The 25,793-nt window shown below is 66.2% G+C and carries 27 protein-coding genes; 19 read left to right on the top strand and 8 right to left on the bottom strand.

Annotated elements, in window-relative coordinates; translation table 11 throughout:
- Positions 1 to 16 precede the first annotated feature (16 nt).
- Both ED208_RS15230 and ED208_RS15225 read left to right on the top strand, forming a co-directional pair.
- On the top strand, positions 17 to 2,539 hold the full coding sequence (locus ED208_RS15230; protein WP_123212772.1) for a DUF1302 domain-containing protein: 2,523 nt from the start codon (positions 17 to 19) through the stop codon (positions 2,537 to 2,539).
- A gap of 35 nt (positions 2,540 to 2,574) precedes the next feature.
- Positions 2,575 to 3,432, top strand: coding sequence for a lysophospholipid acyltransferase family protein (locus ED208_RS15225; RefSeq protein ID WP_123212771.1), 858 nt, complete (start codon positions 2,575 to 2,577; stop codon positions 3,430 to 3,432).
- Positions 3,433 to 3,551: 119 nt separating this feature from the next.
- On the opposite strand, the gene ED208_RS15220 is transcribed toward ED208_RS15225, so the two are convergent.
- Positions 3,552 to 3,851, bottom strand: coding sequence for a VOC family protein (locus ED208_RS15220; RefSeq protein WP_123212770.1), 300 nt, complete (start codon positions 3,849 to 3,851; stop codon positions 3,552 to 3,554).
- A 149-nt stretch (positions 3,852 to 4,000) separates the two neighbouring features.
- On the opposite strand from ED208_RS15220, the gene ED208_RS15215 reads away from it, so the two are divergent.
- The 3 genes from ED208_RS15215 (at position 4,001) to ED208_RS15205 (ending at position 6,425) form a co-directional block, all read left to right on the top strand.
- Complete coding sequence (locus ED208_RS15215; RefSeq protein ID WP_233575094.1) at positions 4,001 to 4,570, top strand: TetR/AcrR family transcriptional regulator; 570 nt, start codon at positions 4,001 to 4,003, stop codon at positions 4,568 to 4,570.
- A gap of 63 nt (positions 4,571 to 4,633) precedes the next feature.
- On the top strand, positions 4,634 to 5,020 hold the full coding sequence (locus ED208_RS15210) for a c-type cytochrome (protein ID WP_123212768.1): 387 nt from the start codon (positions 4,634 to 4,636) through the stop codon (positions 5,018 to 5,020).
- 22 nt (positions 5,021 to 5,042) lie between these two features.
- Positions 5,043 to 6,425: a D-arabinono-1,4-lactone oxidase gene (locus tag ED208_RS15205; protein ID WP_123212767.1), complete on the top strand. Its 1,383-nt coding sequence runs from the start codon at positions 5,043 to 5,045 to the stop codon at positions 6,423 to 6,425.
- Between the two features lie 162 nt (positions 6,426 to 6,587).
- On the opposite strand, the gene ED208_RS15200 is transcribed toward ED208_RS15205, so the two are convergent.
- The gene (locus tag ED208_RS15200) at positions 6,588 to 7,289 is read right to left on the bottom strand and encodes a Crp/Fnr family transcriptional regulator (protein WP_123212766.1); all 702 of its coding nucleotides are present in this window, start codon (positions 7,287 to 7,289) and stop codon (positions 6,588 to 6,590) included.
- An 86-nt stretch (positions 7,290 to 7,375) separates the two neighbouring features.
- Here ED208_RS15200 and ED208_RS15195 point away from each other — a divergent pair, with 86 nt between their 5' ends.
- The 3 genes from ED208_RS15195 (at position 7,376) to ED208_RS15185 (ending at position 9,572) form a co-directional block, all read left to right on the top strand.
- Positions 7,376 to 7,846 (top strand): Mpo1 family 2-hydroxy fatty acid dioxygenase, encoded by a 471-nt coding sequence (locus ED208_RS15195; protein WP_123212765.1) that lies wholly within the window; start codon positions 7,376 to 7,378, stop codon positions 7,844 to 7,846.
- Positions 7,847 to 7,930: 84 nt separating this feature from the next.
- On the top strand, positions 7,931 to 9,169 hold the full coding sequence (locus ED208_RS15190) for an aminotransferase class V-fold PLP-dependent enzyme (protein ID WP_123212764.1): 1,239 nt from the start codon (positions 7,931 to 7,933) through the stop codon (positions 9,167 to 9,169).
- 28 nt (positions 9,170 to 9,197) lie between these two features.
- A complete protein-coding gene (locus ED208_RS15185; RefSeq protein ID WP_123212763.1) occupies positions 9,198 to 9,572 on the top strand; it encodes a PaaI family thioesterase in 375 nt (124 codons plus the stop codon).
- On the opposite strand, the gene ED208_RS15180 is transcribed toward ED208_RS15185, so the two are convergent.
- Entirely contained in the window at positions 9,569 to 10,003 is a 435-nt protein-coding gene (locus ED208_RS15180; protein ID WP_123212762.1) for an HIT domain-containing protein, read from the bottom strand. The two genes, ED208_RS15185 and ED208_RS15180, sit on opposite strands and share 4 nt — an antisense overlap.
- Positions 10,004 to 10,230: 227 nt before the next feature.
- On the opposite strand from ED208_RS15180, the gene ED208_RS15175 reads away from it, so the two are divergent.
- The 4 genes from ED208_RS15175 to ED208_RS15160 all read left to right on the top strand — a co-directional run bounded on the left by ED208_RS15175 (position 10,231) and on the right by ED208_RS15160 (position 16,673).
- Complete coding sequence (locus ED208_RS15175) at positions 10,231 to 11,277, top strand: NAD-dependent epimerase/dehydratase family protein (RefSeq protein WP_123212761.1); 1,047 nt, start codon at positions 10,231 to 10,233, stop codon at positions 11,275 to 11,277.
- A gap of 113 nt (positions 11,278 to 11,390) precedes the next feature.
- On the top strand, positions 11,391 to 12,659 hold the full coding sequence (locus ED208_RS15170) for a CehA/McbA family metallohydrolase domain-containing protein (protein WP_123212760.1): 1,269 nt from the start codon (positions 11,391 to 11,393) through the stop codon (positions 12,657 to 12,659).
- Between the two features lie 137 nt (positions 12,660 to 12,796).
- Positions 12,797 to 13,057, top strand: a complete 261-nt coding sequence (locus tag ED208_RS15165; RefSeq protein WP_123212759.1) for a hypothetical protein — start codon at positions 12,797 to 12,799, stop codon at positions 13,055 to 13,057.
- A 169-nt stretch (positions 13,058 to 13,226) separates the two neighbouring features.
- Positions 13,227 to 16,673 carry a pyruvate carboxylase gene (locus ED208_RS15160; RefSeq protein ID WP_123212758.1) on the top strand — a complete coding sequence of 1,149 codons (3,447 nt, stop codon included), beginning with the start codon at positions 13,227 to 13,229 and terminating at the stop codon, positions 16,671 to 16,673.
- Between the two features lie 83 nt (positions 16,674 to 16,756).
- On the opposite strand, the gene ED208_RS17170 is transcribed toward ED208_RS15160, so the two are convergent.
- Both ED208_RS17170 and ED208_RS15155 read right to left on the bottom strand, forming a co-directional pair.
- Entirely contained in the window at positions 16,757 to 17,212 is a 456-nt protein-coding gene (locus ED208_RS17170; RefSeq protein ID WP_148044772.1) for a hypothetical protein, read from the bottom strand.
- Between the two features lie 211 nt (positions 17,213 to 17,423).
- Positions 17,424 to 18,515 carry a type I restriction endonuclease gene (locus ED208_RS15155; protein WP_123212757.1) on the bottom strand — a complete coding sequence of 364 codons (1,092 nt, stop codon included), beginning with the start codon at positions 18,513 to 18,515 and terminating at the stop codon, positions 17,424 to 17,426.
- A 361-nt stretch (positions 18,516 to 18,876) separates the two neighbouring features.
- Between ED208_RS15155 and ED208_RS15150 the strand changes: the two genes are divergently transcribed.
- The 7 genes from ED208_RS15150 (at position 18,877) to ED208_RS15120 (ending at position 23,287) form a co-directional block, all read left to right on the top strand.
- Positions 18,877 to 19,788 carry a DMT family transporter gene (locus ED208_RS15150; RefSeq protein WP_123212756.1) on the top strand — a complete coding sequence of 304 codons (912 nt, stop codon included), beginning with the start codon at positions 18,877 to 18,879 and terminating at the stop codon, positions 19,786 to 19,788.
- A gap of 70 nt (positions 19,789 to 19,858) precedes the next feature.
- Positions 19,859 to 20,320, top strand: a complete 462-nt coding sequence (locus tag ED208_RS15145) for a DUF2721 domain-containing protein (RefSeq protein ID WP_123212755.1) — start codon at positions 19,859 to 19,861, stop codon at positions 20,318 to 20,320.
- A 34-nt stretch (positions 20,321 to 20,354) separates the two neighbouring features.
- Positions 20,355 to 21,413 (top strand): LPS export ABC transporter permease LptF, encoded by a 1,059-nt coding sequence (lptF, locus tag ED208_RS15140; RefSeq protein WP_123212754.1) that lies wholly within the window; start codon positions 20,355 to 20,357, stop codon positions 21,411 to 21,413.
- A 124-nt stretch (positions 21,414 to 21,537) separates the two neighbouring features.
- Positions 21,538 to 22,062: a cold shock domain-containing protein gene (locus tag ED208_RS15135; RefSeq protein WP_158608581.1), complete on the top strand. Its 525-nt coding sequence runs from the start codon at positions 21,538 to 21,540 to the stop codon at positions 22,060 to 22,062.
- Positions 22,063 to 22,096: 34 nt separating this feature from the next.
- Positions 22,097 to 22,630, top strand: a complete 534-nt coding sequence (locus ED208_RS15130; RefSeq protein WP_123212752.1) for an HD domain-containing protein — start codon at positions 22,097 to 22,099, stop codon at positions 22,628 to 22,630.
- 154 nt (positions 22,631 to 22,784) lie between these two features.
- Positions 22,785 to 23,027, top strand: a complete 243-nt coding sequence (locus ED208_RS15125) for a type II toxin-antitoxin system Phd/YefM family antitoxin (RefSeq protein ID WP_123212751.1) — start codon at positions 22,785 to 22,787, stop codon at positions 23,025 to 23,027.
- A complete protein-coding gene (locus ED208_RS15120; protein ID WP_123212750.1) occupies positions 23,024 to 23,287 on the top strand; it encodes a Txe/YoeB family addiction module toxin in 264 nt (87 codons plus the stop codon). The genes ED208_RS15125 and ED208_RS15120 overlap by 4 nt, the downstream gene beginning before the upstream one ends.
- A gap of 10 nt (positions 23,288 to 23,297) precedes the next feature.
- On the opposite strand, the gene ED208_RS15115 is transcribed toward ED208_RS15120, so the two are convergent.
- The 3 genes from ED208_RS15115 to ED208_RS15105 form a co-directional block, all read right to left on the bottom strand.
- The gene (locus ED208_RS15115) at positions 23,298 to 24,302 is read right to left on the bottom strand and encodes a class 1 fructose-bisphosphatase (RefSeq protein ID WP_123212749.1); all 1,005 of its coding nucleotides are present in this window, start codon (positions 24,300 to 24,302) and stop codon (positions 23,298 to 23,300) included.
- A 90-nt stretch (positions 24,303 to 24,392) separates the two neighbouring features.
- Entirely contained in the window at positions 24,393 to 24,806 is a 414-nt protein-coding gene (gene mscL, locus ED208_RS15110; protein ID WP_123212748.1) for a large-conductance mechanosensitive channel protein MscL, read from the bottom strand.
- A 109-nt stretch (positions 24,807 to 24,915) separates the two neighbouring features.
- Positions 24,916 to 25,782 (bottom strand): SDR family oxidoreductase, encoded by an 867-nt coding sequence (locus tag ED208_RS15105; protein ID WP_233575093.1) that lies wholly within the window; start codon positions 25,780 to 25,782, stop codon positions 24,916 to 24,918.
- Positions 25,783 to 25,793: the final 11 nt, after the last annotated feature.

The raw sequence follows: 25,793 nt of genomic DNA, 5'->3' as shown, positions 1-25,793 counted from the left end.
CTCTGCGGAGAAAGTAATGAGCACCAAATTCGCCCTCTGCGCGGTCCTCGCGCTCGGCGCCGGCACGGCGCAGGCTCTCCAGATGACCTTGCCCGGTCCGGGAGGAGACGAGATTCAAGGCATCCTCAACACAAGCGTCACCGTTGGTGCCGGACTCAGAACCCAGAAGCCAGCCTCGGAGTTGATCGGAAAGTCGAACCTGAATCCGGCGGTCTGCACCGGACCCAACGGGGCTTATCAAAGCTGCCAGGGATTGTTCAAGGACCAGGTATTCCCAGCCCAACGTCTGGTCAGTGCGCCGGGCGCGGCTTCGATCAACGGCGACGACGGCAACCTCAACTACAAGAAGGGTGACCTCTTCTCGGGGCTGACCAAGGTCACCAGCGATCTCACGCTCAACTGGGGAGAGGTCGGGTTCTTTGGACGGGCCTTGTACTTCCACGACTTCGTCAACGAAGACCTGAAGGAGTACCACCCCAACCGGATCACTTCAGACAACTACCTGCAGGTCGGCCGCGAGACCCCCGCAGCACCGATAGTGCCCGTTGATCCGCTCGTACTGCTGAACGACCCGGCGGCTCTACTCACCGGCTTGATCTCCAGCCGCCCCTGGGGACAACCCGGCCCCAATGGCGGTCGAATCGTCTATGGGCCGGGTGCCGTCGTTCGCAGCAAGCGAACAGACCCCGTCGTTCGCCAGCAGATTGGAAGCGACCTGCAACTGCTCGACGCGGTGATGTTCGGCAAGCTACCACTGTGGAATGACCAAGATCTGACGGTCAAGGTGGGCCGCCAACTGGTTTCCTGGGGCGAGAGCACGACTCTGGCGCTGAACAGTCTGAATCAGGCCAACCCGGTCAACGCCAACAACTTCTATCGGGTTGGGCGGACCAACGAGGAAGTGTTCATGCCGGTGAACATGGCGTTCCTCAGCTTCAACCCGCTGCCGGATACCACGCTGGAAACGTTCTACCAACTGGAGTGGCGCGGGATCGAGGCTCCGGCGCCAGGGAGCTATTTCTCGGATCTCGACGTTGGCACCAACAACGCCATCAATACCGTCAGCACCAGCGCGGGAGGAGCCGCAGAAGATCCCGACCGAGTGGCCACGCCCTTGGACTCACCGCTAACTGGCCTGAGCAACACCACCTCGACCATCCGCCGCGTCCGCGATGCCAAGCCCGGCGCGGGTGGGCAGTTTGGCGTTGCATTGAAGTCGTACTTCGAAAACTTCGGGGGCGGTGTCGAAGTCGGGCTTTACTACGTCAACTATCACTCGCGCTTGCCGATCGCGAGCTTCTATGCGACGCAGGCCAGTTGTGCGCGTCGAGAGGGCAATGACCAGGGCATCGACGCCAACGACCTGCTCAGCTTCCTGGCGGCCTGTCCCGACATCCCGTTCGTGCACGCACTGACCAATCCCCAGCAGCCGGAGGCGCAGTACGCTACCGACAGCGCGGCACCGCTGGACAGCGCCAGATTCCAGTTGGAGTACCCCGAAAACGTTCACCTGATCGGGCTGAGCTTCAACACGACGGTTGGTGATTACTCGATTCAGGGCGAGGTCGCCTACCGGCCGAATCAGCCGTTCCAGATCGATACACAAGATCTCGCCTTCGCCGCGTTTGGTCCAACCCTGACACGCTGCCACCAAGCGTCCTTGGGGTGCCTGGGCTCTGCGCAGCTTGGGAATCTGGGATTTGGCTTAGGCCCCGATGGAAATTCGACTAACTACGGATCAAGCGATTTTCTCGACGCTAGCGGCACAAACCCGTACCCAGATCTGATCAATGTTGGCATCGGCCATGTTCCCGGATCCGCCCGGGCATTCCCGAGCTTCGTAACGGCCTACCGCGACATGGACGTGGGTGAAAACCCGCCTTGCAGCGCGGGCATGTCCGACAGCGACTACCACCCAGGCATCGACTGCTACATCCGCGGCTACGAGCGCATAGCCAGCTACAACTTTAATTTCGGGACGACCCGGGTTTTCGGCGCTACGGACAATCCTATTGGAGCCGACCAGATCATCCTCGTCACGGAGTGGGGCGCTACCTGGGTGCCGGACCTGCCTGGGCTGGACCTGCTTCAGTTCGAGGCGCCCGGCACGGATTACCACGCGAGCGCGGGTGCCGATGGCTCGGGCGCTGACGGCTCCCGGCAGGCCTGTTCGCTCAACCCGGCGTGCAACTTTGGAGCGGACGGCATCCGCTTCAACCCGCATCAACAGGACCTGTCTGCGTTCCCGGATCGCTTCTCCTGGGGCTACCGCGTCATCAGCCTGTTCAGCTACGAGAGCGTGTTGCCAGGCGTCAGTTTGCGTCCTTCCCTGACCTGGTCTCAGGACGTCAACGGCACATCGCCGGGACCGGCCGGCAATTTCGTGCGGGGCCGGAAGCAGGCCGATCTGCTGATCGAAGCTCGCTACAAGGACAAGACCTCGGTTGGCGTCGGCTATTCCTGGTTTACCGGCGGTGGCGCGACCAATCTTCTTCGTGATCGCGACTATCTGCAGTTCTTCGCCCGCTACCAGTTCTGAGGCACCCACATGAAAACATCGGGAGCAGTGCTGTGATGGATGCAACGACCGTTGAAGGTGCACTGCACTACGAACCCATCTCGGCAAAGGAACTCGCTCGCGGCCTCGGCGTCGCCCGGCGATGGTTTCGGCCGATGTATCTCGGCGTCGAGAAACTCAACCTGAGCAAGCCCGCGCTGTTTGTCGGCAATCACACACTATTCGGCCTCACCGACGCACCGCTGATGATCGAGGAGTTGTACCGGACCCAGGGCGTACTGCTGCGCGGCTTGGGCGATAGAGGGCATTTCCAGGTTCCGTATTGGGGCGATTTCCTCGCCAAGCGCGGCATGGTGCTGGGCACCCCGGAGATCTGCTCCGCCTTGATGCGGAGCGGCCAGTCCATCCTCGTTTTCCCTGGCGGCGCCCGCGAGGTCATGCGTCGCCGAGGGGAGGCCTACCAGCTCATCTGGAAAAAGCGCACCGGGTTTGCGCGCCTTGCCATCGAGCACGGATACGACATCATCCCGTTCGGCTCGGTTGGGCCGGACGAGAGCTATCGGATTCTGCTCGATGCCAACGACCTGCTGAAACCGGGCTGGCGGTTGGAGCTGGCCCGCCGCACCGGCCTGCTGAAGGCCACTCGCGATGGTGACTTCGTGCCACCGCTGGTTGCTGGACTGGGCCCGACACTGATCCCACGACCCCAGCGCTATTACTTCGGATTCGGCGAGCGCATTCCGACTGGGCAGTTCGCCGGTCGCCACGGTGATTCGGAGGCGACCTGGGCGTTGCGCGAACAAGTCGCCGGCGCGGTACGTCAGCAGATTGCACTGCTTCGCGAGTACCGAGAGGCAGACCGCCCCAGTGGTTGGAGCGCCCTGCGTCGCGCGCTCGCCCCCCTGCAACCCTGAGCAGTTCTGCAGAGCTGGGGCACTACCACGTTTCCACGGACGGATCGATACGGACTGCGAGCCGCGTCGCTGTTATGGATCAGACGCTCGTCCCGCTCCTGCCTCAGGGCGTAGAGCGCCTAATCAAGCGCGTCGAGGACAAAGGCGGCGACCGCCTCGTGCAGCGCCTGCACCGTATCGAGGCGTAGGCAGAGATGGTGCAGGCCCGGCGCGTAGGGATCGTGCGCCGGCCCGCCGCGCGCCGGTCTCAGCACGTAGCCGAAGTGGCGGTTGTAGTACTGCACGTGCCGCTCACCGCCGATCTGGAACTCGTTGCGGCGGAACCCCAGCGCCGCCATCGCGCGGTCGCAGAAGGCGCAGGCGCGGTCCAGCTCGCGGACGGCGATATAGAGGTGGTCGATGCCGGTGATCTCGTGCATGCCGGCATTTCGCCCCCTTGGAGGCGCCCGCGACAGCGGCGCCGGCCGGCGCCACTTTGTTAGCCGACCAGCCGGTACACTAATTGCTACTGGACTCAGGCCGGCTCCGGCCCTTCCAGCCCTCCGGCTCCGTCACCCCTCTGCCCGCAATGCCCGCCAAACCCGCCACCCGAGGCCGCCCCAGTTCCCGTGAGGCCATGCTCGACGCCGCCATCGCGGTGGTTACCGAGCAGGGCGCGGCGCGGCTGACGCTGGATGCGGTGGCGCGCGCCGCGCAGGTGAGCAAGGGCGGGGTGATGTACCACTTCCCCACCAAGGAGAGCCTGCTGCAGGCGCTGGTGACGCGCGCCATCGAGCACACCCAGCAGAACTGGGAACAGGCGCAGCAGCGGCTGCCCGATCAACCCGGCCGTGGCCTGCGCGCCTATGTGCAGGCCTCCACCGCCGAGCGCCCGGACCAGGACCCGTTCAGCAGCGCGCTGCTGGCGGTGGTGCCGGGCGATCCGCAACTGCTGGAGCCGGTCCGCACGTACTTCAAGGAGCGGATGCCGGCGCTGAGCGAGGGCCTGCCGTTTGAGCGCACCGCGCTGGTGTACCTGGCCACCGAGGGCCTCTGGCTGCTGGAGCTGATCGGCGCCAGCCCCTACAGCCGCAGCCAGCGCAGCAAGGTGCAGGCCCTGCTGAAGCGGCTGGCCGCCGAGGGCGGCAGCCTGCCCTGAACCCCTTCCATGCGTCACTTTCCTCACTCCGTCCACAGCTGTACCGCCTTAGAGAGATCCCACATGCAGAACACCACCGGAACCCTGATCGGCGCCCTGGCGCTGGCTTTCAGCCTGGGCCTCGCCGCCTGCGGCAGCGACAAGAGCGAGAAGGTGGCGGCCGCCACCGCCGCCGCCAGCAGCGCCTCGGCGATTGCCCCGGCCGACCCGGCGCTGGCGCAGATCTACGACACCAGTTGCAAGAGCTGCCACACCAGCCCCGCCTCCGGCGCGCCGCTATCCGGCAACGCCGAGGCCTGGGCACCGCGCATCGCGCAGGGCAAGGACACCCTGCTCGACCACACCATCAACGGCTACCAGGGCATGCCGCCGATGGGCATGTGCATCCAGTGCTCGGAAGAGGAATTCCAGGCGCTGATCGAGTTCATGTCCGGCGCCAAGCTCAACTGATCGCCTCTACGAGAACCACGCCATGAAACTCACCCGTCGTCAGCTCATCCAGCAGCTCGCCGTGGCCGGCCTCGCCGGCGCCGGCGGTGGCTTTTCCGCCCTCGCCCGCGCCGCCGCGCCGCGCATCATCCCCTGGCGCAACTGGTCCGGTGGGCAGTCCTGCATCCCGCTCGCGCGGCTGGCGCCGAAGAGCGAGGACGAACTCGCGCAGATCATCCGCAACGCGCCCTCGGCGGTGCGGCCGGTCGGCTCCTCGCATTCCTTCAGCGGTCTGGTGCCCACCGATGGCACCCTGGTGTCGCTGGCGCATCTGCACGGCATGCTCGGCCATGACGCCAGCAAGTTGCAGTCGGATTGGGCGGCGGGCACGCCGATGACGCAGATGGGCGCGCCGCTCAAGGCCGCCGGCCTGGCGCTGCCAAACATGGCCGACATCGACTACCAGACCCTGGCCGGCGCGATCTCCACCGCCACCCACGGCACCGGCATCAACTTCGGCTCCTACTCGGGCCAGGTGATCGGCCTGCGCCTGGTCACCGCCAAGGGCGAGGTACTGGACTGCGATGCCGAGAAGAACCCGGAAATCTTCCGCGCCGCGCAGGTCTCGCTGGGCGCGCTGGGCGTCATCAGCCGGGTGCGGCTGCAAAACCGCAAGGCCTTCCGCCTGCGCGAGAAGATGTGGATCGCCAAGACCGAGGAGCTGCTGGAGCAGGTGCCGCAACTCACCCGCGACAACCAGCACTGGGAGATGCAGGTCATCACCCATTCCGAATACGCGGCGGCCATCGCCCTCAACGAGACCACCGATGCGCTGACGCCGCCGCTGGACCCGGCCGAGGAAGGCGGCAACGCCTATGTGAAGGCCATCGAGAAGCTCGACAAGTACGGCAGCGACTGGCCGGCGGCGCGCAGCGCGATCCTCAACCTGATCGCCAAGACCGCCAGCTTCGAGGACCGCGTCGGCGACTCCTACGAGATTTTCGCCAACGTCCGCAATGTCCGCTTCAACGAGATGGAGTACTCGGTGCCGGCCGAGCACGGCCCGGCCTGTCTGCGCGAGATCTTGAAGCTGATCCACGACAAGCAACTGCCGACCTGGTTCCCCATCGAGTACCGCTACGTGCACGAGGAGGCGATCCCGCTGAGCATGTTCGAGGGTGGGCCGCGCTGCGCGATCTCGATCCACCAGTACTACACGATGGACCACCACAACTACTTCGCGGCGGTGGAGCCGATCTTCTGGAAGTACGGCGGCCGCCCGCACTGGGGCAAGCTGCACAACCTCGGCGCGCGCCAGCTGTCGACGCTGTATCCGCGCTGGAAGGAATTCACCGAGGTGCGCGCGGCGCTGGACCCGCAGGGCAAGTTCCTCAACGGGCATCTGCGCACACTGTTCGGGGTCTGAGCTTCCGTTCGCGGAAGCGGTGCTGCGCACTCTGGCGGGTCTCCTTCCCCTGCGCAGCGGGGGAAGGCCGGGATGGGGGAGTCGGCTGCTGTGGAGAACGCCCCCTCCCTAACCCTCCCCCGCTCGCGGGGGAGGGAACTCCAGGCGGGATGGGCGTTGCGCCTAGGCGGCGCCGCGCACCAGGGCCTCCAAGGCTTCCGGCTGGCGGATCAGCACCCGGCCGTAGTCGAGGCGGATCCAGCCGCGTGCCTCCAGGGCGTTCAGCTCCTTGCTCACCGTCTGCCGCGAGACGCTGAGCATGCGGCCCAGCTCCTCCTGCGGCAGGTGCAGGGCGATCAGCACGCTGCCGTCGGCCTGGGTTTCACCGTAGTCCTGCGCCAGTTCCAGCAGGCGCGCGGCCAGGCGTGCCGACATCGGCAGAAAGGCGATGTACTCGATCCAGGCGAAGCTGCGCCGCAGCTTGCGGCAGAGCATGCGCATGAAGTGCGGGTACAGCACCGGCTGCGCCGCCAGCAGGGCGTGGAAGCGGGCGCGGGGAATCAGCAACAGCTCGCTGGCGCCCACCGCGCGGGCATCGTGGGTGCGCGGCAGACCGTCGAACATCGAGATCTCGCCAAACCAGTCGCCGGGCTCGAACAGGTTCACCAGCAGGTCGCGGCCATCGCGGGTGGTGGCGCTGATCCGGACCCGGCCGGAGAGCAGGCCGTAAAGACCATCGGCGGCATCGCCCTTGGCGAACAGCAGGGCGCCGTCGGCGAGATGCCGCTGCTGCGCCAGCGCCGCCAACTGGCCCACCAGCTCCGCCGGCAACTCGCGGAACCATTCGCTGGCGGCGATGGCCTGGTGCAGTTCGGGTGTACTCATGGGCGGCGGAAGAATGTCGGCAAGTTGACAGAGTCGGGCGGCGCGGCTGGCAACAATGGCGGCACCTTAACCGACCGGAGTGCGCCATGCGCAGCCTGCAAAGCTACCTCGACGAGTACCGCGCCCATCACCGCAACCCGGTGAACGAGTGGATCCACTACCTCTGCGTGCCGCTGATCACCTTCACCTCGCTGGCGATGCTCTGGCTGGTGCCGTTGGGTCGCTGGCTGGGCCTGCCGGAGACGATCGCGCCCTACGTCAATGCCAGCACTGTGCTGGCGCTACCGATCTTCGTCTTCTACCTGCGCCTGTCGCTGAAGGGCGCCGTGCTGATGGCGCTGTGGTTTGCCGCCACCGTCGCCGGCATCCTCGCCATGCAGGCGGCCGGCTGGTCGGTACTGGGCATCAGCGCCACGGCCTGGCTGCTGGCCTGGGTGGCGCAGCTCTACGGCCACAAGCTGGAAGGCCACAAGCCGTCCTTCTTCGGCGATCTGCTGTTCCTGCTGATCGGGCCGCTGTTCGTCAACGACCGGCTGGTACTGCGGCTGGCGCGCTGAGGCGGATCTGCGGCGGCGGCCGGGCGCGCCAAACGGCCGGGAGTCTCGCTACAGTGCAGGCGTGACTCACCGCCGGAGCCTGCCTTGACCACCCCGCTCGATCTCGCCTTCGTCCGCGCCCGGTTTCCGGCGTTCGCCGAGCCCAGCCTGCAAGGCCAGGCCTTCTTCGAGAACGCCGGTGGCTCCTACGCCTGCGCGCCGGTGATCGCGCGCCTGGACGAGTACTACCGGCGGCTCAAGCTGCAACCCTACTACCCCACCGCCGCCTCCACCGAGGCCGGCGAGTGGATGGACGCCAGCTACACGCGCCTGGCCGAATATCTCGGCGTGCCCGGCGACTGGCTGCACCTGGGCCCGTCGACCTCGCAGAACAGCTACGTGCTGGCGCAGGCCTTCGGCCAGTGGTTGCAGGCTGGCGACGAGATCGTCGTGACAAACCAGGACCACGAGGCCAACAGCGGCGCCTGGCGGCGTCTCGCAACACGCGGCGTGCGGGTGCGCGAGTGGCAGGTCGAGCCCGACAGCGGCGCGCTGCATCCCGAGGCGCTCTGGCCGCTGGTCAACGAGCGCACCCGGCTGGTGGCCTTCACCCAGTGCTCCAACATCGTCGGCGCGATCAACCCGGTGGCGGCGATCACCGCGCGCCTGCGCGCCGCCGGCGTGCTCAGCGTGGTCGATGGCGTTTCCTACGCGCCACACGGCTTTCCCGACCTCGCCGCGCTGGGCGCCGACATCTATCTGTTCTCGCTGTACAAGACCTTCGGCCCGCACCTGGGCCTGATGGCGCTGAGCCCGACCCTGGTGCAGCGTCTGCCCAACGAGGGCCATTTCTTCAACGAGGGCGTGCTGCGCAAGCGCCTGCTGCCGGCCGGCCCCGACCACGCGCAGATCGCGGCGGCGCGCGGCATCGCCGAGTACTTCGACGCACTCGATGCCCACCATCACCCGGGCGCTGCGCCGGCCGGGCGTGCGGGCCGGGTGCGGCAACTGCTGCGCGGCACCGAACTGGCGCTGCTGCCGCCGCTGCTCGACTACCTCGCACAGCGCAAGGACATCCGCCTGATCGGCCCCGCCAATGCCGGCGAGCGCGCCGCCACGGTGTCCTTCCTGCCGCTCAGGCAGGAGCCGGGCGCCGTGGTACGCGCCCTGGCGGCGCGCGGCGTGATGGCGGCCAGCGGCCACTTCTATGCACTGCGCCTGCTGCAAGCCATGGGGTTGGACCCGGCGCGCGGCGTGGTGCGGCTGTCGTTCGTGCACTACACCAGCGCCGAGGACGTGCAGCTGCTGCTGCGGGCGCTGGACGCCGTCCTCGGTGCCGATTGAATCCAATCACCCAGCAGGAGCCGGACCGATGAAGGTGGAAGGCAGGATCGAATTCGAGGTCGTGGAACAAAGCCCCGACAAGGTGGTGGGCCGCATGCCGGTGCAGGCCGGCATCCTCAACCCCTACGGCACCGTGCATGCCGGCGCCACGCTGTGGTTTGCCGATGTCTGCGCCACCGTGCTGGCCTTCGGCGGCAGCGAGATCCAGACCGGGCAGTCCGGCTTTCCGCTGGCGATCAATCTCAACGCCAGCCTGCTCGGCAACCAGACCAGCGGCCACTTCGAGGCCACGGCGATCTACGTGAAGAAGGGCAAGCGCCTGAGCGTGGTCCGCACCACCGTGGTCGGCAGCGACGGCCGGCTGATCGCCGAGGTCACCACCAGCCACGTCCCCGCCGGTTAGCCGGCGTCGGCAGACTCGTAGAGCAGTCCCGGCAGCAACTGCCGCAACCGGGCGATGCGTTCAGCGGCTGCCGCCGGCTCGTAGGCCTGCGCGGGGAACTTGCCCCAGACCGGCGCCGGCCAGGCCGGGTCGCCGCGATAGCGGGCGATGTGGTGCAGGTGCAGTTGCGGAACCATGTTGCCGAGCGCGGCGACGTTCATCTTGTGCGGCGCAAAGGCCGCTTCCATCGCCCGCGCCAGCGCGGTGGATTCGCGCAGCAGTTGCAGCTGATCGGCGTCGTCGAGCCGGTGCAGCTCCTTGGCGCCGCTGCGACGCGGCACCAGGATGCACCAGGGGTAGCGCGACTCGTTCATCAGCAGCAGCCGGCTCAAGGGGAAATCGCCGACGCTCAGCGTGTCGGCCGCGAGTTGGGCATGTAGGGTCCAGGTCATGCGGACTATTGTGCGGCCTGGAACCCTGTGACGACAGGGCGACGACGGGCCGCCTGTCTCGCGTCCTGCAAGCTCCGGCACCGAAGACCGTTGATGGGGCGACGCGCCATCCAGGCACGGCCTGGTCTTGCAGGCCAAGTCTTGCGCACAAGGATGATTTTCTTAGCGGCAACGCAGGGTGCCGCAGATACGATCCTGCTCATGAAAATCACCATCCAGGAGCAGGCATGACAACCTCGTTGGTCACCGGCGGCAGCGGCTTCATCGCCAGCCATGTGATTGCCCATCTGCTGGCGGCCGGCGAGCAGGTGCACGCCAGCGTCCGCGACCTGCGGCGGCAGGACAAGCTGGCACCGCTGCTGGCGCTGCAAGCCCAGTACCCGCAGCAGCTGCGGCTGTTCGAGGCCGATCTGCTCAAGCCCGGCAGCTTCGACGCCGCGATGGCCGGCTGCGAGGTGGTGCATCACGTCGCCTCGCCGTTTCTGATGCCGGAGAAGATCCGCGATGGCCGCACGCAGATGTTGGAGCCGGCACTGAACGGCACCCGCAATGTGCTCGACAGCGTCAATCGCTGCCCCTCGGTACGGCGGGTGGTGATGACCTCGACGGTCGGCGCGATCTTCGGCGACTACAGCGATGTGCTGGCGATGGAGGGCCAGGTGCTGTCGGAGCGCTACTTCAACGAAAGCAGCACGGTGGACTACAACCCCTACCACTACTCGAAGGTGCAGGCCGAGAAGCTGGCCTGGGCGATGTGCGCCGCGCAGTCGCGCTGGGACCTGGTGTGCATCAACCCCGGCCTGGTGCTGGGCCCCAGCCTGTCGATGGCCTCGGACTCCGGCAGCCTGTTTCTGCTCGACGAGATCCTCGGCGGCAAGCTGTTCTTCGGCGTGCCCGACCTCAGCGTCGCGACGGTGGACGTGCGCGAGGTCGCTGCCGCGCATCTGGCCGCAGCACGCACGCCCGCCGCCCACGGCCGCTACATCATCGCCGAGCGGGAGATGGCCCACTTCCTGGACCTCGCGCGTCTGCTGCGCGAGCAGCACCGGCGGCCCTGGCTGCTGCCGCGCGTCATCATCCCGGGCTGGCTGCTGCGTCTGCTCGGACCGCTGTTCGGACTGTCGCGCAAGTACCAGGACAACCACGTCGGCATTCGCTTCAAGGTCGACAACCGGCGCGGCATCGAGGAACTGGGCGTCCGCTACCGGCCGCTGCGCGAAACACTCGCCGACCACTACCGCAGCTGGCAGGCCGCCCGCGACGCAGCGGCCTAGTTGCAGGCGGGCTGGCGCGAACGGCCACTCGCGGTGAATCGCGGAGGACATTTCCTCAGCCTGTCATCTCCAACCCCTAGCCTGCGCGGCCCGCTCTTCCTGGACGAACGACCGTGCCCGCCGCCCGCCACCTCCTGCTACTCGCCAGCCTGCTGAGCCTGGTCTCCTGCGACGGCGAGCAGCGCAGCCCGCCCACCACCGAGCCGCCGCCGGTCGCCAAGGCCTGCGCGCCGTATGAAGGCGAGCCGCTGGCGAGCCTGAAGCCCTACGAGGGGCTGATGCACATGCATTCCAGCTACTCCGACGGCGTCATCACCGACGTGCCGGGCGACTACTTCGCCAAGGCCAAGTCGCTGGGCTACAGCTTCGTCGGCAGCAGCGAGCATTCCGACACCCTCAATAACGGCCTGTTCCTGTCGGTAGGGGACCAGTGCTTTGCCTCGCTGCAAGGCCTGCTCACCTGCCTCACCCCCAGCGCCGACGAGCTGCTGAAGTGGCAGAACACCGCCGAGCAGGCGCAGGCGGCGAGCGACGACAGCTTCCTCGCCATCCGTGGTTTCGAGTGGACCTCGGACCGCTTCGGCCACATCAACGTCTACTTCTCGAAGAACTTCAGCAACGCCAAGTTCGATGGCGGCTATCTGTTCACCATGGATACCTTCTGGAGCTGGTTCACCCGCGACGCCGACACCCCGGCGCTCAACGGCGGCAGCCTGAGCGGCGAGGTGGCTATGGGCGGCGGCAGCGACGCGCTGGCGCACTTCAACCATCCGCATGACAAATGCTTCGACAAGGAAAGCGCGGAGTGCGACTGGAACGATTTCACGCTGATCCCGGAGGCGGTGGAGCGCATGTTCGGCATCGAGCTGTACAACACCGACCACCGCAACGACCGCTACCTGCCCTACTACGCCAAGGCGCTGGACAAGGGCTGGCGGCTGGCGCCGATCGGCTCCGAGGACAACCACTGGGGGACCTACGGCGCCGAGGAGCACCCGAAGACCGTCACCCTCGCCAGCGACCTCGGCGAGGCGGCGATCAAGGCCGCCTGGCAGGCGCGCCGCACCTATGCGCTGGCGCCGGGCCAGCACCTGCGCGTGGACTTTCAGGCCGAGGGGCACCCGATGGGCTCGCAACTGAGCTGCGACCTGGGCAGCCGCGTGGTCTTGCAGACCCAGGTCCGCCAGAAGGACGGCAGCGCCTACAACGGCACGCTGCGGCTGTTCGGGGCCGGTGGCCAGGAGCTGGCGAGCACCGACAGCGCTCACGGACGGTTTGAAGTGCCGGTGACCGAGGGCAGCCACTGGTATTTCGTGCGCGTGGATGGGGCCGACGGACTGTCGGCGGCATATCTGGCTCCGGTCTGGATCAGCGCGCGCTGAGTCGCCGAGCGGCCCAGGGCCGGTGCCTCTCGTCAGCCCTGCGGGCCCCTGGATCGCCGCGGCCGACCGGCAGCCGGTTCCGCAGGTCACAGTGCCCCGCGCCTCCGTCGAATCCCCGGCGGCGACGCGGAGCCCGCATGCCGCAAACCCTGTTCATCCGCCGCTACCCGGACGACCTCACGGTCACCGTGCGCTGGTGGCCGGCGCCCGGCCACAAAGGCGAGGACTACCGTGGCGAGCTGGAACTGTTCGCCAGTCAGGGCGGGCTCAGGCTGGGTGAGGAACGTCATCGCGTGCAGGAAGCCAATCTGCGCCAGCGTGAGCGCCACAGCACGGCGCTGGCCAACGCCTTCATCGAGCGCCTGGGTCTGGCCAATCACCTGAGCCGACCGGCCTGAGCCGTTCTACACCCCTTGGAGGACGTCGCGGCGGCGCACCCGTGCCACCATGCGACTCACTCCACCCTGCGCCAGGACGGCGCTGGCACGGTCGTTGTTACCGCCTGTAGTCAGGGCCGGTGCGCTGCCAGTCACGGTGGAAACAGCGGCCACACTGCGGGGTAAGCTCATGAGCGGCAGCATCAAGAAGTTGCTGGTAGCCAATCGCGGCGAGATTTCGATCCGGGTGATGCGCGCGGCGGCGGAGATGGGCATCCGCACCGTCGCCATCTACGCCCACGAGGACCGCTTCGCCCTGCACCGCTTCAAGGCGGACGAGAGCTATCTGGTCGGCAAGGGCAAGAAGCCCATCGCCGCCTATCTCGACATTGCGGACATCATCCGCGTCGCGGTCGCGGCCGGGGTGGACGCCATCCATCCGGGCTATGGCTTTCTGTCCGAAAATCCGGACTTCGCCGAAGCCTGCGCGGCGGCCGGCATCCGCTTCATCGGCCCCAGTCCCCAGGTGCTGCGCACGCTGGGCGACAAGGTGGCGGCGAAGGCGGCGGCGGTGGCCGCGAACGTGCCGACCCTGCCGGCCACCGGCGAGCTGCCCGCCGACCCGGAGGCCTGCAAGCCGCTGGTGGCGGCGGTGGGCTATCCGGTGATGATGAAGGCGAGCTGGGGCGGCGGCGGTCGCGGCATGCGGGTGATCGAATCCGAGGCCGAGCTGCTGCCACAGATGGAATCTGCGCGGCGCGAGGCCAAGGCGGCGTTCGGCAACGACGCGGTCTATGTCGAGAAGCTGGTGCGACGGGCGCGGCATGTGGAGGTGCAGATTCTTGGCGACACCCACGGCCAGCTCGTGCACCTGTTCGAGCGCGACTGCACCGTGCAACGCCGCAACCAGAAGGTGGTCGAGCGCGCGCCCGCCCCGTATCTCGATGCCGCCACCCGCGAGTCGCTGTGCGCCTCGGCGGTGCGGCTCTGCGCCAGCGTCGGCTACTCGCACGCGGGCACCGTCGAGTTTTTGATGGATGCCGACACCGGCCTGTTCTATTTCATCGAGGTCAACCCGCGCATCCAGGTCGAGCACACGGTCACCGAGATGGTCACCGGCGTCGATCTGGTGGCCGCGCAGATCCGCGTCACCGAGGGCGCGCAGATCGGCGAGCCGGGGCTGCCGAAGCAGCAAGACCTGCGGCTCTCCGGCCACGCTCTGCAATGCCGCGTCACCACCGAAGACCCGGAGAACGGCTTCACGCCCGATCACGGCCGTGTGACCGCCTACCGCTCGCCGGCGGGCTTCGGCATCCGCCTCGATGGCGGCACGGTGTATTCCAATGCGGTGGTCACCCCGCACTACGACTCGCTGCTGGTGAAGGTCACCGCCTGGGCGCCAGAGCGCGAGGTCGCGGTGCGGCGCATGGACCGCGCGCTGCGCGAGTTCCGCATCCGTGGCGTCTCGACCAATCTGCAGTTCCTGGAAAACGTCATCGCCCATCCGCTGTTCACCCGCGGCGAGGCGACCACGCGCTTCATCGACACCACGCCGGAGCTGTTCAAGTTCACCGCCAGGCAGGATCGCGCCACCAAGATCCTCAACTTCATCGGCGAGGTGATCGTCAACGGCAACCCGGACATGAAGGGCCGCGCCAAGCCGACCGGAAGCTTCGCGCCCGCGCTGCTGCCAGCGACGGACCTCGCCCACGCGCCGCCGCCGGGGCTGCGCGACAAGCTCAAGGAACTGGGCGCGAAGGGCTTCGCCGACTGGCTCAAGGCACAGGATCGCGTGCTGCTCACCGACACCAGCATGCGCGACGCCCACCAGTCGCTGTTCGCCACCCGCATGCGCACGGCGGACCTCTTGCCCATCGCGCCGCATTACGCGCGCCTGCTGCCCGGCCTGCTGTCGCTGGAATGCTGGGGCGGCGCCACCTTCGACGTCGCCCTGCGCTTCTTGAAGGAAGACCCCTGGGACCGCCTGCGCAAACTGCGCAAGGACGTTCCCAACATCCCCTTCCAGATGCTGCTGCGCTCGGCCAACGCGGTCGGCTACACCAACTACGCCGACAACGTCGTGCGCTACTTCGTGCAGCAGGCGGCGAAGGAGGGCATCGACATCTTCCGCGTGTTCGACTCGCTCAATGCCGTCGACAACATGCGCGTCGCCATGGACGCGGTGATCGAGTCCGGCGCGGTTTGCGAGGGCACGGTGTGCTATTCGGGCGACCTGTTCGACGCCGGGCGGCCCAAGTTCAACCTCGCCTACTACGTGAAGATCGCCAAGGCGCTGGAGCAGGCCGGCGCGCACGTACTTGGCATCAAGGACATGGCCGGCGTGGCTAAGCCGCGCGCGGCCGGCGAACTGGTACGCGCGCTTAAAGCTGAAGTCGGCATCCCCATCCACTTCCACACCCACGACACCAGCGGCATCGCGGCGGCGAGCGTGCTGGCGGCCGTCGAGGCCGGCGTCGACGCGGTCGACGGCGCACTCGACGCGCTCTCCGGCCTCACCTCGCAGCCCAATCTCGGCAGCATCGCGGCGGCGCTGGTGGGCCATGCGCGCGACCCCAAGATCGACCTCGGCGCGATGCAGACGCTCTCCGACTACTGGGAGGGCGTGCGCCGCTACTACGCGCCCTTCGAATCCGACATCCGCAGCGGTACGGCCGACGTCTATCGCCACGAGATGCCGGGCGGGCAGTACACCAATCTGCGCGAGCAGGCGCGCAGCATGGGTCTCGAATCGCGCTGGGCCGAAGTCTCTAAGGCCTATGCCGACGTCAACCGCGCCTTCGGCGACATCGTCAAGGTCACGCCCAGCTCCAAGGTGGTCGGCGACATGGCGCTGTTCATGGTCGCCAAGGGCCTGAGCATCGAGCAGCTGGTGGACCCCGATTACGCCGTGGATTTTCCCGAATCGGTGGTGCAGTTGTTCAGAGGCGAACTGGGGCTGCCGCCCGAGCCCTGGCCGGCGGCGCTGCAAGCCAAGGTGCTGCGCGATAAACCGGTACTGAGCGAACGCCCGGGCGCCAGTCTCGCCGCCGTCGATCTCGCCGCCGAGCGGCAGAAGACCGAGCAGGCGCTGGGCGTGAAGCTCTCCGACGCCGACCTCGCCAGCCACCTGATGTACCCCAAGGTCTACAAGGACTACGTCGAGCACCAGAAGCTTTATGGCGATGTCAGCGCGCTACCGACGCCGGTGTTCTTCTACGGCCTGCCGGACAACGAGGAGATCAGCGTCGACATCGACACCGGCAAAACCCTGGTGATCCGTCTGCAGGGCCGCACCGAGCTGCTCGACGAGGGCGCCAGCAAGCTGTTCTTTGAACTCAACGGCCAGCCACGCGCCCAGCGCGTTGCCCATGCCGGCGTGAAGCAGGCCTACGAGCGGCGCAAGGCGGCGGAAGGCAACGCTCTGGAAGTCGGCGCACCGATGCCCGGCACGGTGGCGCGCCTCGCGGTGCAGGCCGGCCAGCGCGTCGCCAAGGGCGAGACCCTGCTAGCGCTGGAAGCGATGAAGATGGAAACCCTGGTCGCCGCCGCGCAGGACGCGGTGGTCAAAGCCGTGCATGTGCACGCCGGCGACGTCGTGCGGCCTGGGGATTTGTTGATTGAGATGGAGGCGGGTTAGGCGGTCGTTTTTCTACAACCTCAACGACCTAGCTCAGCCGCGGATTTGATGCCGCGAAGCGGTAGCAAATACGGCTGGCCTGGTTAGCCATTGCTGGCAAACCAAGCATGGTATTTCTGTATAACGGGGAAGAATATTTCACGCGAATCGATACCATCGATTCGGTAGTAGGTCTGGTCGAGTGAATCACAGCACCAACTGTTGCAGGTCGCCCCGGAAGAGACAGAAGTAGCGCCGCCACTTCGGATGCTGGCGTGCTTACTGCGATTGCAAAGTGCATTGATGGTTTGAAACTCTTCTAGAGTCCACAGCTCGAAGTAAAACATCTCTGCTGGAAGCAGAACTTGACCAGACTGACGCTTGGCCTTCAAAGCTTCGTACCCTGCACCTGCTATCCACTCACGCAAGTGGTTTAAAGAAAATAGTAGGAAGAGCAATAGCCGGCTGCTTGGTTCCCGACAATATTCGGCCATTGCTTCTTGTATCTCCGCAAAGAGATTCTTAGGCTCGCGCAATTCAAAAAGATCAATCTCGCTCATCGGGGTGAGATGCTTTTAATGGCTAACGCCAAAGCGCACGCGCGGCGAAGGCGTCGCGGGGAGCGCCTTGTTCGGCGGCGCCGTGGCTAACACGCAATTTCTTGGATGCCGTATTCACGGAAACCTCAGGGTCGGAGTAATGCATCGGCACAGCCTAGGCACAGCGGCGAAAATTACTTCGCCATCTTTCCCGTTTTTTCTCGATGTCGAATTAGGCGTCAACGTTCCCGACATAGGAAGCAACCGTTGCCCGAATCTGATCGGCGTAGTTGTAGATGTCGTCCACCGACTCAAGAGAAACTTGTTCCTCTTCCTTCTGCGCGTTGAAGAGTCCGAGCCTCAGCTTCTGGGTGTTGTTGAAGCGCAGCCGACAGATCGGCTTTCGGTTGTTGTCGTCCAGAAGAATTGCGCAGTAGCTCTGCGCATCTCGCATGACAACACGCTTTGTTGGCACAAGGCTCCTGATGATCGCCCGAACGGTGTGGAAACCTTCAAGCTCCTCGTTCGACGTAACGATGACTGGCTCGGTCGGACTTGCAGGCTCGTCTTGGGGCGCAGCAGCAGGCTTTTCGGAAACCGTAACTGACTCGGGAGTCATCGCCCCCTTCAGTCTTTCATTGATTCGCTCACCAATGAACTGCTCGAACGCCAGTTTGGAGATGGCGGTGAACTGATCTCGAATAGCCGGGGTAAAACGCCTTGCACCGAGGAGATCCGCCGAAAGGAGACGCACAAATTCCTCAGAGGGATTTGCTACCAGCTCGGCCAGCTTCCCTTGGATGGCTCGCGTGTACTTCAGATCGTTCGCTGTCGTTAGGATCGTATCGAGGTCAAACGCTGACTTGGCAAACTTCTTCAGTTCCTCTACGTCCCGCTCCTTGAAATCAAGGATGCTGAACTCGAAGAACGGTTTCTCGTCCATCTTGTTGGGCTGCTCAAGATCCGTGAAGAACCGATAAATAAGCCCGTTTGTTAGAACGCCGAATCTGGCTTCGGTGACATGAAAATATCGGAAGAGCTGACCAGCATGATTTACCCCAAGGTCGCCCCCGCACTTCTTGCACTCGAACAGCATGATCGGCTTCCCGTCACGCAGAATCGCGTAATCAACCTTCTCGCCTTTCTTCGTTCCGACATCAGCCACCAACTCTGGCGTCACTTCCAGCGGGTCAAAAACGTTGTAGCCAAGGGCCTGAATGAATGGCATGACCATCGCATTCTTCGTCGCCTCCTCCGTCTGAATCATCGCCTTGGTGTTGGCGATCCTGCTTGCCAGTACGCGTAACTGGTCGATGAAGTCCATTTCCGTCCCCTTATTGTTGAACAACAATTTTTCCCGGCCTTCTTAATGCCAAATTAAGACTTTAGAACAACATCCTCACCAAGCCACACGAAAGTGGCAATTGGGCCTTCGCGATTAGCTTCAGTAGTGAACCACTGATTCGTTGCGGTAGCGAATACCCAAATCGCAGTCCTTAGTCGGAGACGGTACTTTGTTCGCGAAAGCTTTCCAAGAAGGTTCTCCCGTAGCCAAACTTACTGCCTCTGGACCTCGTGGAGCCGGGCCACTCTTTGACTCCCCTTCCTAGCCCTCCCCACATGGGGGAGTGAACAATGACAGCCCTGCTTCGCCGCTCTGCACGCGGCCATTCGACGAGTTCTCCTTGCCCACCTCTCCCCGCACCGCCTACCTGAGCGGCCTGCTGCTCGCCCTCGCCGGCTCGGTGTTCTTCTCGGCCAAGGCGGTGGTCGCCAAGCTGCTGTACCGCGAAGGCATCGACGCGGTGACGCTGATCGCGTTGCGCATGCTGCTGTCGCTGCCGGTCTTCCTCGCGGTGGCGATCTACACCTGGCGGCGCCGGCCGCGCCTTTCCGCGAACGATATGGGGCGCATCGCAGGACTGGGCCTGCTCGGCTACTACGCCAGCAGCATGCTCGACTTCCTGGGCCTGCAATACATTTCGGCCGGGCTGGAGCGCCTGCTGCTGTTCCTCACGCCCAGCTTCGTGCTGCTGCTGGGCATTGTCTGGCTCAAGCGGCCGGTGACGGCGCGGCAGTGGCTGTCGCTGGTGGTGGCTTATGGCGGCGTGGTGCTGGTGTTCTGGCACGACCTGCACCTGGGCGGCCGCAGCACCGTGCTCGGCTCAGCCCTGGTGCTGGGCGCGGCGCTGGTCTACGCGGTGTACCTGCTGGCCTCGGGCGAGCTGCTCAAGCGCGTCGGCAGCGTGCGTCTGGTGGCGCTAGCGATGAGCGTGTCCTCGCTGGCCTGCCTCGCGCAGTACGCGCTGCTGCGACCCTGGCCGACGCTGTTTGAACAGAGCCGCGCGGTGTGGTCGCTGTCGCTCGTCAACGCCGGGCTGTGCACGGTGCTGCCGGTGTTTCTGACCATGATCGCGGTGGCGCGCGTCGGCGCCGGCCCGGCCTCGCTGGCGGGGATGATCGGGCCGGTCTCGACGCTGTTTCTGGCCTACTGGCTGCTGGCCGAGCCGATCACCGGACTGCAACTCGCGGGGACGACGCTGGTGCTGGCGGGCATGCTGCTGCTGTCTTCGCGGGCGGCATCGCCAAAAGCCTGAGCCGCCACTGGCCCGCCGCCAGCGGCGCGCGCATCATGCGCGGCAGTTCCACAGCCACCCCCAACGCCGCATGGCCACCGACGCCGAAGTCACCAGCATTGCCCACGTCATCCAGCTCGCGGTGGCGCCGGTGTTTTTGATTGCCGGCATTGGCTCGATGCTGGTGGTGCTCACCAATCGCCTGGGCCGCATCGTCGACCGCGCCCGCAAGCTGGAAGAGCAACTGGCGGTGAGCGGCGACGACTACGACCTCGCGGTCAACGCCAACCTGCATATCCACGCCCGGCGCGCGCGCCTGGTGCAGTTCGCCATCGGCTGCTGCGCGCTGTGCGCGCTGATGATCTGCATGGTGGTCGTGGTGCTGTTCATCGGCGCCCTATTCGAGATGAACTTCGCCTCGCTGGTGGCAGTGATCTTCATCGCCGCAATGACCTCGTTCATCCTGGCGCTGCTGTTCTTCCTGCGCGAAATCCAGCTGGCGATCCGGCATCTGGGCATCGTCGCGCGGGAAAAGCCGCCCGTGCGGCCATAATGCCGCCCTGCCCGTTCAGCCCCGAAGAGCCCCGATGATCCTCGACCGCTACCTGATCCGCGACGCCCTCGGCGCCTGGCTGGCGGTGGCGGTGGTGCTGCTGGCGATCATGCTCTCCACCCGCTTCACCTTCTTCCTGGCCTTGTCGGCCAAGGGCGACCTGCCGCCGGATCTGCTGTTCAAGGTGGTGGGCCTGTCCAGCCTGCGTTACCTGGTGTTGCTGGTGCCGGTAGCGCTGCTTTTGGGCGTGATGCTGTCGCTGGGCCGGCTGTACAAGGACAACGAGATCGCCGCGCTCACCGGCTGCGGCGTCGGCCTGTCGCGCTTCTACCGGCCCTATCTGTTCCTGGGCCTGGCGATGGCGGCGCTGACTGCGGCCCTGTCCTTCGAGATCAGCCCCTGGGCGGCGCGCCAGGCCGACTACCTGCTCAAGGACGCCAAGCGGCTGGTGCAGTACACGCCCTTCGAGGCCGGCCGCTTCAAGCCGGTGGCGGACGGCAAGGCGGTGTTCTACACCAGCAGTGTCAGCGGTGACGGCACCCAGTTGGGCGAGGTACTGGCCTTCATCGAGGAGGAAGGCGGCACCACCCTGCTCACCGCCAGGAGCGGCACCCAGGCCATCGACGGTAACACCGGCGAGCGGCAGATCAGCCTGAGCCAGGGCCAGCGCGCGCGGGTGACGGCGGGCGAGGGCCGCACCGAGATCGCCGACTTCGCGCGGCTGTCCACCCGCATCACGCCGCCGGACTTCATCTTCAACAGCAGCAGCCGCGCGATCATGTCCACCGGCGCGCTGGCCGCCTCCGCCGATCCCAAGGACCGGGCCGAGCTGCACTGGCGCATCGCCGCGCCGCTGTCGGCGCTGATCCTGGTGCTGCTGGCAGTGCCGCTTGCCCACGTCGGCCCGCGCCAGGGTCGCTACGGCAAGCTGGTGATCGGCGTGCTGGTCTACCTCGCTTATTCCAATGTGCTGAGCCTGGGCCAGGCCTGGATGGCCAAGGGCACGCTGCCGCCGGCGCTGGGGCTGTGGTGGGTGCATGCGCTGTTCCTGGGCCTCGCCGGCTGGTTGGTATGGCGGCGGCGCAGCGTGTAGTTGGGAAAAATCCGGCGCGCCGCCTGACGGCGTTAGACAAGCCGCACCCGGCTGCTTAGCCTGGCAACACAAGCCGGCGCGTAGGGAACGCGCCAGAACAGGGAACGTACGGGGGAACGCAGGGATGCGATTTCAAGGCAGGATCACCTCCTGGGACGAGGCACGCGGCTTCGGCTTCATCACCTGGAACGGCGGCAGCGACAAGGTCTTTGTCCATATCAGCGCCTTTACCGATCGCCGGCGCCGCCCCTCCGTTGGCGACATCGTCAGCTACGAAGTGGTCAAGAACGCGCAAGGACGGCACCAAGCCGAGAAGGTGGCTTTCCCGGGCCAGGCCATGCCCGCAAGGTCGGGCGGCGGAGGTCACAAGACATCGCCGTTGCTGCAACTCGCCGTCGTCGGCCTGCTGGTCGCCATCGGCGTAGGCCTTGCCCTGCGATATCAGGCACGCAGCGCCAGTCGCGCCCAGGACGCTTTCGCTTCAATCCCGGCGGAAAGGCTCAGCCGCTACCACTGCGAGGGCAAGACCCGTTGCTCCGAGATGCGCTCCTGCGCGGAAGCCGAGTTCTATTTGCAGAACTGCCCCAACACCGAGATGGACGGCGACCGCGATGGCATACCCTGTGAGTCGCAGTGGTGCGGCCAATAGCACCTCCCTTATTCAAGACCACATAGGCAAGCTCATGCTCCTCACCCAAGTCGCCCTGCTCGATCAGTTGCTGGAACACTACGCCGCGCAACTGGGCGCCGACCGGCAGGCCTACCGCAACCACTGCTACCGGGTGCTCAACTGCGCCGCGCGCTTCGCCGACGACAACCGGCCGGAGACGCTGGACAAGCTGGCCATCACCATCGCCTTTCACGATCTTGGCATCTGGACCGACCGCACCTTCGACTATCTGGCGCCCTCCGAACAGCGCGCCCGCGACTATCTGGCCGAGACCGGCCGCGCCGACTGGGCCGAGGAAGTTGGCGCGATGGTGCGCGAGCACCACAAGCTGCGCCATTACCACGGCAGCCCGCTGGTGGAAGCGATGCGCAAGGCGGACTGGTGCGATGTCTCACTGGGCCTGTTGGGCTTTGGCCTGCCGCGCAGCTACCGGCGCGAGCTGCGGGCGACCTTCCCCAATGCCGGCTTCCACTGGCGGCTGGTGCAGCTCTCGCTGCGGCGGCTGCTGAGCCATCCGCTCAGTCCGCTGCCGATGCTGCGGTACTGAGCGCCAGCCAGACGCAGGGCGGGCTAAGCACAGCGTGGCCGCTGGAAGCTCCGCGCACTGCGGGCCAGGAAACTGGGTGCCGGGCAACCGTCTGCCTTGAGGTTAAGTACGCAATCACGTACGCTTCAACAACTTCAAGCTGCTGCAAGCCACCATGAGCACCCTCACCGCCAGCCAAGCCCGGACCAGTCTGTATCGCCTGATTGACGAGGCGGCCAGCTCGCACGAGCCCATCCATATCACCGGCAAGCGCAACAATGCGGTGCTGCTGTCGGAATCGGACTGGTCAGCGGTGCAGGAAACCCTCTACCTGCTGGGCGTGCCCGGTATGCGCGAGTCGATCCAGGCTGGCATGGCCGAGCCGGTCGACGAATGCAGCAAGGAATTGGACTGGTGAGCTGGACGCTCGTCTTCACCAAACAAGCCAGCAAGGATGCCAAGAAGGTCGCCGCCTCCGGCCTGAAAGCGAAAACCCAGGAGCTGCTCGGCCTTATCGCCCGCAACCCGTTCCAGAACCCACCGCCCTACGAAAAATTGGTCGGCGACCTGAGCGGCGCCTACTCGCGCCGCATCAACATCCAGCATCGGCTGGTCTATCAGGTGTTGGACGCGGAGCACACCGTCAAAGTGCTCCGCCTGTGGACGCACTACGAGTAGCGCGCCGCCTTCAGCCCTCGCGGTGATAGGCCACCACCCGCTCAACCTCGTTCTTGCTGCCCATGATCACCGGCACCCGCTGGTGCAGCTTGTGCGGCTGGATGTCGAGGATGCGCTCGCGGCCGGTGGAGGCGGCGCCGCCCGCCTGCTCGACGATGTAGCCCATCGGGTTGGCCTCGTAGAGCAGGCGCAGCTTGCCGCCCTGGGCCTGGGTCTTGGCGTCCAGCGGGTACATGAACACGCCGCCGCGGCTGATGATGCGGTGCACGTCGGCGACCATCGAGGCCACCCAGCGCATGTTGAAGTCCTTGCCACGCGGGCCTTCCTTGCCCTTCAGGCATTCATCGACATAGCGCTGCACCGGCGCTTCCCAGTGCCGGGCATTGCTGGCGTTGATCGAGAACTCCTTGGTGTCCTCCGGAATCCGCAGGTTGCTCTGGGTGAGCACGAAGCTGCCCAGCTCGCGGTCCAGCGTGAAGGCGTGCACGCCGGTACCGACGGTCAGCACCAGCATGGTCGAGGGACCATACACGGCGTAACCGGCGGCGACCTGGGTGGCGCCTGCCTGCAGGTAAGCCTTGGAGTCGGCGGGGTCGATGCCCTCGGGCGCGCGCAGCACCGAGAAGATGGTGCCCACCGAGATGTTGACGTCGATGTTGCTGGAGCCGTCGAGCGGATCGAACAGCAGCAGGTAGCCGCCCTTGGGGTATTCGCCGGGGATGATGCTGGGCTCGTCCATCTCCTCGCTGGCCATGCCGGCGAGGTGACCGCCCCAGGCATTGGCTTCGAGCAGGATGTCGTTGCTAAGCACGTCGAGCTTCTTCTGCGCCTCGCCCTGGATGTTGCCGGTGCCGGCATCACCGAGAACACCGCCCAGCGCGCCCTTGCCCACCGCCAGCGAGATGCGCTTGCAGGCGCGGGCCACCACCTCCAGAAGCAGGCGCAGGTCGGCGCCGCACTGGTCATTCTTGCGCTGTTCTTCGATCAGGAACTGGGTGAGAAAGATGGGTTTCATGGACTCTGGGGCTGGCGGTGGAGTTTGAGAGGGCTAGTTTAACGGTGCGCGGGCGGGGTCCGAGGACAGACGCCTGCGGCGGCCGGAGGCTCAGGCCTGCTTCTTGAGCAGGTCGCGGATCTCGGCAAGCAGCTTTTCCTCGGCGCTGGGCGCGGGCGGGGCCGGTGGCGGCGCGGCTTCTTCCTTCTTCTTGAGCGTGTTCATTGCCTTCACCAGCAGGAAGATCGCCCAGGCGACGATGATGAAGTTGATGACGGTCTGGATGAACTTGCCGTAGCCGAACAGCACCGCCGGCGTCTTGCCGTCGGCGCTGGCCTCCTTGAGCACCAGGGCCGCCTTGGAGAAGTCGACGCCGCCGGTGAGGATGCCGATCACCGGCATGAACAGATCGCCGACCAGCGAGGTGACGATGGCGCCGAAGGCCCCACCGATGACCACGCCGACGGCGAGGTCGACGACATTGCCACGCATGGCAAAGGTCTTGAATTCGTTGAATACGCTCATGAGGCTGGCTCCGATGGCAGTGAGGTGAGGGCGGCGGCTGCGCGCCTGTCGACGGATTCTAGCGAGCCGCACAGGGCTGCGGCTCCCAGGGGCGGTCCGGCGACCGGCGCTACAGGCAGCTGGGCAGGCCGGCGTCCAGGTTCGGGTAGCGCGGCGTCCAGCCCAGCGCGCGCAGGCGTTCGACCTTGAGCCGCTTCGACTCCTCCAGGAACGAGCGCAGCATCGGCGAAAAATGCGCCGGCGCCTCGGCCAGGGCGATGCGTCCCGGCTCCGGCAGGCCCAGCAGGCGGGCGCAGCGCAGCAGGTAGTCGCTCATGCTGGTGGGGGCGCCGTCACCGACGTTGTAGGCGGCGCCCGCCTCGCCGCGCTCCAGCGCCAGCAGGCAGGCATCGGCAAGGTCGTCGGCATGGACGCGGTTGGTATAGGGCGATTCGGACTCGTGCAGCACCGGATCGCCGCGTCGCAGCCGCTCCGCCGGCAGGCGGCCGGGGCCGTAGATGCCGGGCACCCGCAACACCAGGCTGCGAGTGCCGGTGCGCGCCGACCAGGCACGCAGGGCCAGTTCGGCATCGAGGCGGCGGCGACCACGGGCGGTGCCGGGCTTGAGCGGCTCGGCCTCGTCGATCCAGCGGCCCTGGCAGTCGCCATAGACGGCGCTGGTGGAGATGTAGAGCAGGCCCTGGCGCAGCGGCGGCAGGCGCGGCAGCAGGCCACGCAGACGGCTGTCGGTCTCGCCATCGGCCGGTGGTGGCGCGCACCAGTAGACGGCATCGCAGAGCGGCGGGCTGGCGGCGGGCGCATCGAGGTCGACCAGCCAGGGCTCGATGCCACGCTGCGCCAGCACCGCTGCCGCCTCGGTCCGGCGCACCGCACCGATCACCGTCACCTCGTGCAGACGCAGGCGCTCGGCAATGCGCAGGCCGATGTCGCCGCAACCGACGATCAGAGCGCGGTCACCCGCCACCAGTGCGCTCACGTGCTACCACT

Origin of the sequence: Stagnimonas aquatica (assembly GCF_003730135.1) — a bacterium.
In the GTDB taxonomy this organism is placed as follows: Bacteria; Pseudomonadota; Gammaproteobacteria; order Nevskiales; family Nevskiaceae; genus Stagnimonas; species Stagnimonas aquatica.
The sequence above is the reverse complement of the archived record's forward strand: the minus strand, read 5'-3'. Positions and strand labels throughout refer to the sequence as shown.